Annotated in this window: 10 protein-coding genes; 1 reads left to right on the top strand and 9 read right to left on the bottom strand. The window is 59.8% G+C overall.

The features are described 5' to 3' along the window. Positions 1-59: 59 nt before the first annotated feature. From QRN60_RS08865 to bcp, 8 genes are all read right to left on the bottom strand, one after another. Positions 60-566 carry a hypothetical protein gene (locus QRN60_RS08865; RefSeq protein WP_129564998.1) on the bottom strand — a complete coding sequence of 169 codons (507 nt, stop codon included), beginning with the start codon at positions 564-566 and terminating at the stop codon, positions 60-62. A gap of 61 nt (positions 567-627) precedes the next feature. Continuing rightward, entirely contained in the window at positions 628-1305 is a 678-nt protein-coding gene (rpe, locus tag QRN60_RS08860; protein WP_003507931.1) for a ribulose-phosphate 3-epimerase, read from the bottom strand. Positions 1306-1436: 131 nt separating this feature from the next. Then, positions 1437-2564, bottom strand: a complete 1128-nt coding sequence (locus tag QRN60_RS08855; protein ID WP_173992177.1) for an ABC transporter substrate-binding protein — start codon at positions 2562-2564, stop codon at positions 1437-1439. 827 nt (positions 2565-3391) lie between these two features. Further along, the gene (locus QRN60_RS08850) at positions 3392-3817 is read right to left on the bottom strand and encodes an NUDIX domain-containing protein (RefSeq protein ID WP_129564997.1); all 426 of its coding nucleotides are present in this window, start codon (positions 3815-3817) and stop codon (positions 3392-3394) included. A gap of 8 nt (positions 3818-3825) precedes the next feature. Further along, positions 3826-5331: a DEAD/DEAH box helicase gene (locus tag QRN60_RS08845; RefSeq protein ID WP_003507934.1), complete on the bottom strand. Its 1506-nt coding sequence runs from the start codon at positions 5329-5331 to the stop codon at positions 3826-3828. Positions 5332-5550: 219 nt separating this feature from the next. Beyond that, positions 5551-6849 (bottom strand): M23 family metallopeptidase, encoded by a 1299-nt coding sequence (locus QRN60_RS08840; protein ID WP_129564996.1) that lies wholly within the window; start codon positions 6847-6849, stop codon positions 5551-5553. Between the two features lie 92 nt (positions 6850-6941). After that, positions 6942-7766: a ferritin-like domain-containing protein gene (locus QRN60_RS08835; protein ID WP_129564995.1), complete on the bottom strand. Its 825-nt coding sequence runs from the start codon at positions 7764-7766 to the stop codon at positions 6942-6944. Positions 7767-7780: 14 nt separating this feature from the next. Further along, positions 7781-8248, bottom strand: coding sequence for a thioredoxin-dependent thiol peroxidase (gene bcp, locus QRN60_RS08830; protein WP_003507937.1), 468 nt, complete (start codon positions 8246-8248; stop codon positions 7781-7783). Positions 8249-8482: 234 nt separating this feature from the next. Between bcp and QRN60_RS08825 the strand changes: the two genes are divergently transcribed. Continuing rightward, positions 8483-11866: a YhdP family protein gene (locus QRN60_RS08825; protein WP_129564994.1), complete on the top strand. Its 3384-nt coding sequence runs from the start codon at positions 8483-8485 to the stop codon at positions 11864-11866. 45 nt (positions 11867-11911) lie between these two features. Here the strand turns inward: QRN60_RS08825 and tyrS are convergent, their stop codons facing one another. Then, complete coding sequence (tyrS, locus tag QRN60_RS08820) at positions 11912-13165, bottom strand: tyrosine--tRNA ligase (RefSeq protein WP_111792487.1); 1254 nt, start codon at positions 13163-13165, stop codon at positions 11912-11914. Positions 13166-13242 lie beyond the last annotated feature (77 nt).

Genomic DNA, 13242 nt, shown 5'->3' with positions numbered 1-13242 from the left:
GAATTTTGCTGCCCGTTTAGCAAAGTGTTCCGGTAATCTCAATCTATCAAGCCACATGCCTATGTTGCTCGTTGCGCACGTCGGCAAAGGAATGCACCCGCAGGCAGGAGTGGAACGGCGGCAAAGGGTAAATACAATCCAAGACCCAGAACGCAGAACTGGTAAATCGCGCCGAGCGATGTGAAGAGCTGCTGGAAAAACCAGATGCGGGAGAATGCCGGCGCGTGCCATTGCGCATAGAAAATCCGGTACTCGAAAGCGAAGAACGCCGCCGCGACAGCCAGCGTAAAAAAAGCGATGGCAAGACAGGCCGTCGCGAAACGCAGCGGCAGGGCGGTGGACGGGGGGAGGAAGTGCAACGCGGCCATGGCCAGCAGCCAGCCGAAAAGGCCGCCCGCGAAGAAAAGCGTGATTATGTCGGTGGCGTGGTCGGTTTCCAGCCGGTTCCTGACATAGAGGCCGATGGCGGCGGCCGCGGCTGAGCAGAGGGCCCAGACAAACGCGCCGAGCAGCGTAAATTGCGCTGCCGAAGCCGTGTCACGGAAACCCCGCCTGTCGCTTCCCATGAAAATCCCCCCAACGCCTTGCTGTGCCGTCTCCGGCCTGTCCGCATTCAGCGGTGGCGGGTTACGTCCGCCCGGCTTCCGCCGCCGCACGCAACTGAGCGACGGTCTTGCGGTAGTCGGCGACGCCATCGCCCTTGAAGACGGCCGAGCCGGCCACCAGCGCATTCGCACCGGCGGCAACGATAGCGCCCGCGGTTTCCGCCGTCACGCCGCCATCCACTTCCAGTTCGATCGGCCGGTCGCCGATCATTGCCTTTGCCGCGCGGATCTTGTCGAGCATGGCCGGAATGAACTTCTGCCCGCCGAAACCGGGATTGACGCTCATGATCAGGACGAGATCGACATCATCAAGCACGTTCTCGATAACCGAAAGCGGCGTGGCGGGGTTCAGCGTCACGCCGGCCTTCCTGCCGAGCCCGCGGATCGTCTGCAGCGAGCGGTGCAGGTGAGGCCCTGCTTCCGCATGCACGGTGATGCTGTCACAGCCGGCCTTGGCGAAGGCTTCGAGATAGGGATCAACGGGTGCGATCATCAGATGGCAGTCGAAGAACGCCATGCTGTGCGGGCGCAGCGCCTTGATGACATCAGGGCCGAAGGAAATATTGGGGACGAAATGGCCATCCATCACATCGAGATGGATCCAGTCCGCGCCGGCTTCCGTGACATCGGCGACTTCCTGTCCGAGCTTGGCGAAATTGGCAGCCAGAATGGAAGGGGCTATGCGGATGGGCAGGGACATGGGGCAAACTCCTCTCGACGCGTTGCGTAAGCTGCCTTTAACATCAAGTATCCGGGTTTGAAACGGCTGGCCGCGCGGTTGCCGGAGGTTTTCAGCCGCGTTTCATCGAATTTCCGTTGCTGCCGCGTTGCCTATTGTCTTTCCGCCTTGTCCGCCGGTTCGAAACGCTGGCCGTTCCAGCGCTGCAGGCGATAGGGATTGTCGGAAAGGTCGTGTGACGGGTTGAAGCCGAGATCGCCGATGACCGTTTTGAAGACGGTTCCGCCAACCAATATTTCCGGCCCGGGTTTCGACTGCGCCTGCACTGCCTCTGCAAGGGCGGCGGTGAGTTCGGCCGCGGCATAAGCGGGCAGGATATAACCCTCAGGTTCGATGCCTGCGCCCCGCAATTCGCCGGCGATGGCTTGGGCGGAGGGTAGGGCGTCATAGGCCGGGCGTGTGACGGCCAGCACATTCGCGACCAGGGGAACCGGGTTGTTGGCGGCGTTCATGGCGTCGCCGCCCATGATGGTCAAGGGAAGGTTTTCGGATGCGGCATCCCGGGCGATGATGGCGACGTCGTTGCGCTCTGCGCCCACGAAGACATGGGAGATGCCGGTGCGCGCCAGCCGGCGCACCAGCGCTACCTGCTGTTCCTGGTTGGGCCGCATCGTATCGGTGAAGGTGGGTTTGAGGCCGTTTTCCTCGAGCGCCGAGCGGATGCGGTCCACCAGCTCGCGGCTATAGATCGTGCCGTCATCCACAAGTCCGATGGAGTGTCCCTTCCAGTCGCGCAGGATGACTTCGGCGATCCTGTCCGATTCGGCCCGGTCTGATGGGGCGAGGCGGAAGAGCGGCCAGCCGTATTTCAGCGCATCTTCCATCAGGATCGGCGCGCGGCTGGAAAGTGTGATCGCGGGAATGGCGGCCGCTTTCAATGGCGGCAGAACGCCCTGAAGCGTCTCCGTGCATAAAAACCCGATCGCGGCGCTGACCTTGGCCGCCACGAGGCCATCGGCAATCGCGCCGCCGCTGCCGTCTTCGCAGCTCTCGTGGATTTCCACGACATCAAGCCCGAGCTTGGCCGCCGCCGCCTTCGCCCCCTGCCGCATCTGCTGGCCCAGAAGCTCGTAAGGACCGTTCTGCGGGGCAACAATGCCAATCGATGCCGCGCTTGCTGAGCCCGCGAAGGCAAAACCGGCGATGATCGTTAGCAGGCGAAGTGAAAGCATGACGCGATAGAAATCCTGTTGTCCCGGCTTGATGTTTATCGGCAACAACCGGTTTTCCAAAGGAAAAATCGCTGCGGTTTCATCTTAATCGCATATCGCCAAGCGCAGGGCGGCGGTTTTGATCGGAAGTTGCCCGATTCGAGGGCTCGTAGCAGTGAGACAACTTTTGATTGTTTGCGTTCGGTGCAATTGCGCGCGACCGGTCTCACGGCGCGGCTGTTCTTGCGGTGAAGTTGTTCCTCCTTTGCGCCGACTGGACGAGGAGGTATTTCGTGTTCCTGCCGTGAGTTGCGTTACTTCATAAATCTATTACATGTGCTGCGTATAAGCACAGTTTAGAAAAGACTGAGCTAGGTTTATGCTTTTCAGAGTGCAGCACAAAAACATGCACATTTTATTATCAATTGCATAATTTATTGATATATATGACGAATATATAATCCTTCCAATTATTCACCGCTTTTACGCCATGTTTTTTTCGCATTTGCGAGAAGATTTGCTTGACGGAAAGTAAATGATTAGCTTAGATGTAACTGTTTCAGGGGACGACTGAAATTGGCTGTAACAGGCCTCGGAAAGTGTTCCGATTATAAGCACTGCCAGACTATATTACATTCTATATTCTATTTTTTTCATTACGTATAAACCGCTTCAGGCAACTGGGGCGGTTTTTTACATGAAGCTAATTTAAGCAATTTTAAATTGAATTCTGAAAGCCTGGCGCAAAGACGTTCTTTCATTTTTGTATTTCTGGAAAAGATATAGCGCGGAGAGGGTAAATCCAACTCCGGCGTATAGATCGTATGACTGTGTGAAATTGCCCGTCGAACGCCCTTGTTGCCTGCAGGCGGGTCCGGTTGGCCGCTTGTGCGGCCTTATTTCAGGGCGGCCAGGGCGTCCCTGGCAAAGGCGGAGATGGGTTCGGGAAGTTCACCCGGATCGAACCAGCCGATAGCGGAAAGCTTGTCCGGTTCGGTCAATGCCGGCTCACCCTGCGCATCGCGGGTAACGAAGATCAGCGAAACCCAGTGGTGGCGGTCTTGCGTATCGATAAATTCGCTATGGCAGAGAAACTCGACGTCGCCGATCTCAAGGCCGGTTTCTTCTTCGGCCTCGCGGCGTGCTGCGGCGAGGGAAGTTTCAAGGTGATCGACCTTGCCGCCCGGAATGCTCCAGTATCCGGCTTCCGGCGCCTTCAGGCGCCGGCATAAAAGTACGCGCTCGTTACGCAATATGACAAGGCCGACACCAACGCCCGGAAAATCGAGGCCGGGCTTGATGGTTGGTGTCATGCTGTCCATTGCGCTGGTCAAGCCTTGGCGTTGGCCACGATCAGCATGAAGGCGGGAATGTCGTCGCCGAAACCAACCGGTGTCGGGCCATCGTCATGGTCGCGATAATGGCGGCGGCGGTCGCGGTTGTCGTCATTGGCGTGCGGCTGGTTGCGGCTGTTGCGCTCGGAATTGCGCGGGGTCTTTTCCGGTCTGCGTTCTGCCTTCACCTTGTCTTCTCCGTGAGCCGCAATGTCCGTATCCACAGCGGACTGTGCATCCTGATTGATGTTTTCGACCGGCGATGCGGGTGCATCGCGACGGTTCCTGTCGCGACCTCTACCGCCACGTTCCTTGGGCCCCCGGCGGCTGGAATTGCTCTCGAAGCTTTCCATGGGCGCGGGGAGTGAGGACAGGTCACCGCTCAGCCACTCGATCTTCTCGGCGATCAGCTTTTCGATCGCGTCGAGATATTTCGCATCGCTCTTGGTGACGAGGGTGAAGGCCTTGCCCGAACGGCCCGCACGACCGGTACGGCCGATGCGGTGGACATAGTCTTCGGCATGAATGGGAACGTCGAAGTTGAAGACGTGGCTGACATCGGGAATATCCAGCCCGCGTGCCGCGACGTCGGAGGCGACCAGCAGCGACAGGTTTCCGTCGCGGAAGTTCTGCAGCATCGTGGTGCGCGAACGCTGGTCCATGTCGCCATGCAGCGCGCCGACGGAAAAGCCGTGGCGGTCGAGCGAGCGGAACAGATCGGCCACATCCTTCTTGCGGTTGCAGAAGATGATCGCGTTCTTGAGTTCGGCTTCCTCGGCACGGACGAGATCGCGCAGCACGGCGCGCTTCTCATAGTCCTTGTTGTGCGCGGCGACGATGCGCTGCGTCACGGTCTTTGCCGTGGAAGAAGGCTTGGCGACTTCGATACGGGTCGGGTTCTGAAGGAACCGGTCGGCGAGCTTCTGGATTTCCGGCGGCATGGTGGCCGAGAAGAACAGCGTCTGCCGGGTGAAGGGGATCATCTTGGCGATACGCTCGATATCGGGAATAAAGCCCATGTCGAGCATGCGGTCGGCTTCGTCGATGACGAGGATTTCAACGCCGGTCATCAGGAGCTTGCCGCGCTCGCAATGGTCGAGAAGGCGGCCGGGCGTGCAGATCAGCACATCGGCGCCGCGCTCAAGCTTGCGGTCCTGGTCTTCGAAGGAAACACCGCCGATGAGGAGGGCGACGTTCAGCTTGTGATTCTTGCCGTATTTCTCGAAGTTCTCCGCCACCTGCGCTGCAAGCTCACGGGTCGGCTCGAGGATCAGGGTGCGCGGCATTCTGGCGCGCGCACGGCCCTTTTCGAGCAACGTCAGCATCGGCAGAACGAAGGACGCGGTTTTGCCCGTGCCGGTCTGTGCGATACCGCAGATATCACGCTTTTCCAGCGCCGGCGGAATGGCGCCAGCCTGAATGGGTGTCGGCGTCGTGTAGCCGGCATCTGCAATAGCGGAAAGAACTTTTTGGCTCAGGCCAAGATCAGAGAATGTTGTCAAAGGAAGAACTTTTTCCGTTCTGGTTCGGTAAGAACACCTGCGTGCCGCTGCGGCACTTGCAAAGACTTGGCGCGGGGATATGCCCAAATTGCCGGAAAGTCAAGGAAACAACGGGGAAAGCGCGCGAAACAGCGGGGTTCGGGCGGGGCTTCTGGGCCTTTGGTGCAGATTTCAGCGATTTATCGTAAAAAGCGCAAAAAAAGCATTAAAATCTTGCTGCTATTTTAAATAGGTTTTGAGTTCCGTTCCAGCGATCAGGAACCGCATGGGATCAACAGGCGTATCGTTGCGGCGCACCTCATAATGCACATGCGGACCGGTGGAGCGACCGGTGCTGCCGGCACGGCCAATGACGTCGCCTGCTTCGACCTTGTCGCCGGCTTTCACCAGAATGGCGGAGAGATGGCCGAATCGCGTCGAAACCCCCTGACCGTGATCGATCTCAACCATATTGCCGTAGCCGCCTGAGTTTTCCGCCACCGTCACCTTGCCCGCGCCGGTGGATTTGACGTCAGCACCGGTCTCGGCGCGAAAATCGATGCCGGTATGCAGGGCCGGCCGGCCGAGAAACGGATCCATCCGGTTGCCGAATCGGCTGGTGATCGCCCGGCCGGGAGCAGGGTTGCCGAAGGGCAGGGCGGTTGCGGTTTCCTTGACGATGTCGAGCCTGTTCAGGGCATTGTCGAGATTGGTAAGCGACAGGTTGAAGGGATCGCCTTCACCGCGCTCGGGATCGGCATAGGGACCGCCTATGTCGTTCGTGCCGCTTTCCTCGATTTTCAGGCCCGCCTGCCGGATGATGTCCTGCATCGCGTTCGCCTTGTCTTCGGCGTCGCTGGTCAGTCTGGCTATGCGCGATATCTGCTGGCGTTCGATATCCTTGAGCGACAGTGTCACCTTAGAGAACACCCGATCGGCCCGATCGGATGGCGTTTCGCCGGCTTCGGGTACATAGGCGGCGCGTCTGTCTGATGTGGCGGGCTTTTCCGCCTGTGGCCTGCGTGGCGCCATCAGCTTTTCAATGGCCGAAAGGCCGCCGGAGAGGTCAGCGCGTTTTTCCGGCGCCATGGCGTTCGAAAGAGACGAGGGCGCGGCCGGGGGGGCGGCGATGCCGGAATTTTCGGCGCGCTCCAGCAATTCACTCATGCGGCCGTGCCGCGAGGTTAGCGCCGCCTGCTGTTCCAGCAGCTTTTCCACTTTCTTTTCAACAACCTGCTGATCGAGCAGCTGCCGGGAAGTGACACGGTCCACCTGGGCCCTCAGCGCCGCGATGCGGTCTTCATAGTCGTTCTGCATGCGGGTCTGGCGCGCCATGGTCGCGCCGATCAGGTCGTCACGCAAGATGAGATAGCTTGTGGCGCCAAGATAGCCGAGTGAAAACAGGCCGATCGTGCAGCCGGCAAGCGCCGCCATCCACGGCCGGATGGTCATGTGCCGCACCCTGTCGCCGCGCGCGAGAATGAGCACGTGCGGCTCACGCTTTTTGCCGAATACCCGGTTTTCCGCCGTATCAGTCACAATCTCTCTCCGGACTGGCCGATTTCTTAAGGGAAATCATAATTCGTTAAGGTTAACGAAGTTTTGCAGGAGAGGTCTTTTAGCCTTGTCAGCTATTGGCTGACGGATGTGAGCGAGCGGTAAAAGGAAGGTGTCAGGCCGGCTTCGGCCCGGGCAAGGTCGTTGAAGGGCGGTTTCAGCGGACCGCGGAAATTAGCGCGCACCAGTTGCCTGAAGGTTGCGGCCGGGTCCTTCTTCTCCCGCGCGCACAGGAACCGGAACCATTTCGCGCCGATGGCGACATGGCCTTTTTCATCATTATAGATGACGTCGAGAACGGCGGCGCTTTCGAGGTCGCCGGTTTCTCGCATCCTGGCCTGCAGGGCAGGGGTAACGTCCAGTCCGCGCGCTTCCAGGATGAGCGGCACGACCGCCAGCCGCGCGGTGAGATCGTTGCGGGTGGAATGCGCTGCCTGCCAGAGCCCGTCATGGGCCGGCAGATCGCCGTAGTCGGCGCCTAGGCTTCTCAGGCGGTCGCGCACCAGCCGGAAATGTTTTGCCTCTTCGAAGGCGACCTGCATCCAGCCATCGAAAAAGGAATGCGGCACGGGCTCGCTGGCATATCGGGCGACGATGTCGAGCGCGAGATCGACGGCGTTGAGTTCGATATGGGCGATGGCATGCAGCAGCGCGATCCGTCCCTTGACGCTGTGAAGCGAGCGGCGTTCCACGGCGGTTGGCGGCACGAGTTCCGGCTTCTCGGGCCTGCCCGGACGTTCGGGCAGCGGCGGGTCGAGCGGGGAGCGCAGCGACAGGCGGCGCGCAAACCAGCGCGTCGCCGTTTCCTGCGCAAGCGCGGTTTTTCTGTCGAGATCGGCGCTCACGATGGCATCCGTCGCGCCGCCTCGGAGCGAAATGATCTTGAATGGGGGCGTCACGACGGATTGGCCCCTCAGAGCTTCTTCACGGCCTCAAGAACGGCCTGCGCGTGACCCGCGACCTTCACCTTGTTCCAGACTTCCGCGATTTTTCCATCCGGCGCGATGAGGAAGGTGGTGCGTTCGACACCCATGTATTTTTTGCCATACATGCTTTTTTCCTTCCAGACGCCGTAGGCTTCCACCACCTTCTTCTCCTCATCGGCGGCCAGCATGACGGAGAGCGCGTGTTTTGCCGCGAATTTGTCGTGACTTTTGACGCTGTCGGGCGAAATGCCGATGACGACGGCGTTGGCTGCCTCGAATTCGCCGCCCAGCGCGCTGAAGTCGATGGCTTCGGCGGTGCAGCCCGATGTGTCGTCCTTCGGGTAGAAATAGAGGATGACGGCCTTGCCTTGCAGTTTGGACAATGTCACCGTCCCTTCACCGTTACGGGGCAAAGTAAAATCGGGAGCGGTGCCGCCAATCGTCAAGTCTGTCATAATCTACCTTTCTTTCGCCGGGATGTTGAGTGAAAGTCGCCACATTCGATATATAGCGAAACCGCGCGTCGTCCAGATCATGATTGAGATTTGAGGTCGAAACGATCTTAAATCTCAATCATGATCTGGGCTAAAGAATTAGAGCGGGATTCCAGACGGAAACCGCTTATACTTTTCGCCATCCGCTCCGGTGTTGCGGCGAAACAAAAGCTATTCAAGGGCAAACAAGGGCGTATGGCTGAAGTCAGGGGTGAAAAGGTCAAGTTCGGCAGGCGTGATATCATTGCGCTGCATGATCTTCCTTCGGCGCAGGCCGAAGATCCCATCATCGTTCATTGCCCCGCGCCGCGCTCCATGGTGCGAGCCTTCGTCAAGATTTTCGCGGCGCTTTTCGTGCTGGCCTTCCTCTCCATCGGCGGCATCATTCTTTCCGTCGAGACCGGATCGATCGATGCGACGCTTTCCAGCCAGGCGCAGCAGGCACTGGAAAAGGCGCTCGGTCCACACTACAGCGCGCGGATCGGTTCTTCGGCGATCAGGTTTTCCACCGGGCTGCGCCTTGCGCTGGTGGCTGAGGACGTGGATATCGTTGAGAAGGAATCCGGCCAGCATCTGAGCCGGGCGCGGGCGATCGGCATGGCGCTCGATCCGCTTGCGCTTCTGACCGGCCGTGTCTCGGTGCAAAGCCTCGAAGCTGACGGGATGGAGCTCGATACCGCGCTTTTGCCCAAGGGTAACGGGTTCGATCTCACCAGCGTCAAGCTCGACGCCGTGCCGCAGCAATTGCAGGATGCCTTCGGACAGCTCGACAAGCTCGCCCAGGCTTTCCTGAGCAGCGGAACCGAGGAGATCGATATCTCCAGCGTTTCGGTTCACCTGCCGCCCGGCGAACTCGGCAAGTCGCGTACAATCGAAGTGCGCGAATTGTCGCTGACGCCGGATCAGCAGGGCGGCTATTCGCTTGATGGCGAAACGCTGTTTAACGGTGAGATTGCCAGCGTATCGCTCAAGACCTCCGGCGCGGGCGGTGTGATCAACGGCTTCGAGGCCCGCATCGACGGTTTCGATATCGGCCCGTTCCTGGAAAAATACGATCCCGACGGCAATCTTCATGAGGGCCTGAACGTCAAGACCGGCGTCAACATTGTCGCCCGGCGGGCCACGCAGGGGCAGGAGCCGCGCCTGGACGTTTCCCTCGGCATGGGCAACGGCACGCTTCGGATTGGCGGCGAAGCCCAGACCTTCACGGCAGGCACCGTCAATGCGCATTATGACTTTGCAAAAAGCACCCTCGTCATCGACAATTCGCGGCTGGAGCTCGGCCGGACTATTATTCCGGTCGCCGGTGAAATCAGCGATACGGAAGACGGCTTCGGTCTTTCGTTGCGGATCGACAATGGCGTTGCTTCGTCCGAAGCTTCGGGGGAGGCCCCAGTTCCTTTCAGCCTGAAGGCGGACGGGCATTTCACGGCGGCGACGAAACAGCTTGATGTTCCCGCGCTTTATGTCTCGGGCCCGCTCGGAGACATGGCGGGATCGCTGAAAATCCGGTTCGGCCAGGGGTCGCCGGAAATCAGTTTCGGCGGACAGATTCCGAAGATGGAGGCCACGGCGGTCAAGCAGCTCTGGCCGTTCTGGATGGCGCACAAACCACGCGACTGGGTGGTATCCAATCTTTACGGCGGCACCGTAACCAATGGTTCAATCGCGATCTTCATCCCGCAGGGACGGATGTGCGGCCCCGGCTGCCCTCTGGTGCTGGGCGAAAGCGAAATGCAGATCCGCTTCGATATCGATGATACGCGTCTCAATACCACCGGCGACATTCCACCGTTGCGCGATGTCGATGCGCATTTTGACCTTGTCGGCGGCAAGATGGCCGTCGATATCAAGCAGGGCACCACCTATTTCCCGTCGAACCGCTCGCTCGCGCTGGAGAACAGCCGCTTTCTCATTTCCGCTGTTTACGACAAGCCGCTGCTCGGAAATCTCGAGTTGAACGTTTCAGGTTCGGCCGACGCCGTGGCCGAGCTTGCGACACTCAAACCCATCAATGCGCTCAAGGACACGCAGTTCAAACCGGAAGATTTCACCGGTGATGTCAAAGCCCACGCGAATCTCACCGTTGGCCTGCTTTCCAGCCACAACCCGCCGCCGCCGGTCTGGACGGCCGATCTCGACCTGAAAAACCTGTCGCTGACGAAGCCCTTCGCCGGCCACAAGGTGACCGCTCTCGACGGCTTCATGACGTTGGACGACCGCCAGCTCAAACTGGAGGGCAAGGGCCGCGTGGACGACGTGCCGATGGACATCGTGATGACGGAGCCGGTGCGCAAGAAGAGCGATATCGCGCCGACACTGTCGCTGAAGGCAACCCTCAATGAGACGCAGGTCGCCAAGCTCGCCCCTGAACTGTCCACGGTCCTCGGCGGCACGACGGCGATCGAAATCGACGGCGCTGACCCCAAACGCCAGGACATCCGGCTTGATCTGACCAAGGCGTCGATCATTCTGCCCGGGCTCGGCTGGAGCAAGGGTATCGGCATTCCCGCCAATGCCACCTTGACCATGGAAGTGGCTGATGGGCGCACGACGATCAGCGACTTCTCACTCGATGGTGACGGTTTCGGCGCTGCCGGCGATATCGCCTTCAGCAAGAACGGGCTGATTTCCGCCGATCTCAGCCGCGTGCAACTCTCGCCCTCCGACAATTACGCCGTTTCGGTCGCCGCGTCGAAGAACGGCTATATCATCAATGCATCGGGCAAATCCGCCGATCTCAGGCCCTTCATTTCGAAGCTGCGCAGCCCCTCCAGCGGCAGCGACGGCGCATCCCGCTCGCAGCCCACACTTTCCGTCAAGGCGCAGTTCGACAAGGTTTACGGTTTCAACGACGAAATCCTCGGCAATGTCAGCGCCGATGTCAGCGTGCGGGACGGCAAGGTACGCTCGGTTGATTTCCGCGGTGTCACCGGCAACGGCCAGGCGGTCGTCGCCCAGACCACCAATCGCGGGGCGACGGGAACCGTAACGCTGACCAGCAGCGATGCGGGTTCGCTCGCCCGTTTCGCCAATATCTACAGCCGCATCCGCGGCGGTCTACTCAACCTTGCGCTGACGACCTCCAATGGCAGCGACTGGAGCGGCTCGCTCGACCTGCGCAATTTTGCCGTCGTCAACGAAGCCAAGCTGCAGGACATCGTCGCCACGCCGACGGGTGAGGACGGCAGGAGCCTCAACAATGCGGTGCGCCGCAATATCGATGTCAGTTCGGAAAAATTCCAGCGCGGTTTTGCCCGCCTCGTTTATGTCAACGGTTCGGTGGCGGTGGAAAACGGCGTCGTGCGCGGTGAACAGATCGGCGCGACATTCCAGGGGCTCTTGAAGGACCAGAGCGGCCGCATGGACATGACCGGCACCTTCATGCCTGCCTATGGTCTGAACCGGCTATTCGGGGAACTGCCTTTCATCGGCATCTTCCTTGGCAATGGCCGCGACCGGGGTCTGCTCGGCATTACCTTCAAGCTGTCAGGCCAGACGGACCAGCCGAAGCTGACGATTAATCCGCTGTCGCTCATCGCGCCCGGCGTCTTCCGGCAGATCTTCGAGTTCCAATAAAAAGGGCCGCTTTCGCGGCCCTCAATAACAGCTTTGGTGCGGGTGTTACGCCGGGCGAACGAGAACGTGCTTCTTCTTGCCAACCGAAAGCTTGATGATGCCATCGCCGGTGATCTCGGCGGAACCGATCATCTGGCGATCGTCGGATACGCCCTTGTCGTTGATCTTTACCGCGCCGCCTTGAACGTGACGGCGGGCTTCGCCATTCGAGCCGGCAAGGCCAGCGCGGACGATGAGCGACAGGACGCCGACGCCGGCATCGAGTTCGGATGCTGGAACCTCGATGGAGGGCAGGTTTTCAGCAAGTGCGCCTTCCTCGAAAGTCTTGCGCGCCGTTTCGGCTGCTTCTTCGGCAGCAGCACGGCCATGCAGGATAGCCGTCACTTCCGTTGCGAGGATTTTCTTCGCCTCGTTGATCTCAGATCCGCCAAGGGCGGCGATGCGTGCGATCTCATCCATCGGCAGCGTGGTGAAGAGCTTCGCGAAGCGAACCACGTCCGCGTCTTCCGTGTTGCGCCAGTATTGCCAGAAATCATAGACCGGCAGCAGGTCCTTGTTGAGCCAGACGGCACCAGACGCGGACTTGCCCATCTTCGCACCCGAAGAGGTGGTCAAAAGCGGGGAGGTCAGCGCATAGAGCTGCGGTGTCCCCATGCGGTGACCGAGGTCGATGCCGTTGATGATGTTGCCCCACTGGTCGGAACCGCCCATCTGCAGGCGGCAACCGGTGCGCTGGTTCAGTTCCACGTAATCGTAGGCCTGGAGGATCATGTAATTGAATTCGAGGAAGGACAGCGACTGCTCGCGGTCGAGGCGCGTCTTCACGCTGTCGAAGGACAGCATGCGGTTGACCGAGAAGTGGCGGCCGACGTCGCGCAGGAATTCGAGGTAGTTGAGCCCACGCAGCCAGTCGGCATTGTTGATCATCAGCGCCGGATTTTCCGCGCGATCGTAATCGAGGTAGTTGGCGAAGACGTGCTTGAGCGAGGTGATGTTGTCCTCGATCATGTCGATCGTCATCAGCTTGCGGGCCTCTTCCTTGAAGGAGGGGTCGCCGACCATGCCGGTGCCGCCGCCCATCAGGGAAATCGGCTGATGGCCGGTCTTCTGCATCCAGTGCAGCATCATGATCTGGGTGAGGTGGCCGACATGCAAACTCGAAGCCGTCGGGTCATAGCCGATATAGGCGGTCACGGTTTCCTTGGCGAACAGTTCGTCGAGACCTGCCTCATCGGAGATCTGGTGAATGAAGCCGCGCTCATCGAGCGTGCGGAGGAAATCGGACTTGAACCTGGACATAACCTTTTACTTTCTGGTTTGATCTTTGCCGTCGCTGGAGCGCCGCACGTCCTTTCGGACGCGCAAAGGACGCTCCA

The sequence above is a fragment of the Agrobacterium sp. CFBP2214 genome (assembly GCF_030209895.1).
In the GTDB taxonomy this organism is placed as follows: domain Bacteria; phylum Pseudomonadota; class Alphaproteobacteria; order Rhizobiales; family Rhizobiaceae; genus Agrobacterium; species Agrobacterium radiobacter.
Note: the sequence above shows the minus strand (reverse complement) of the source record. Positions and strands in the feature narration are given on the sequence as shown.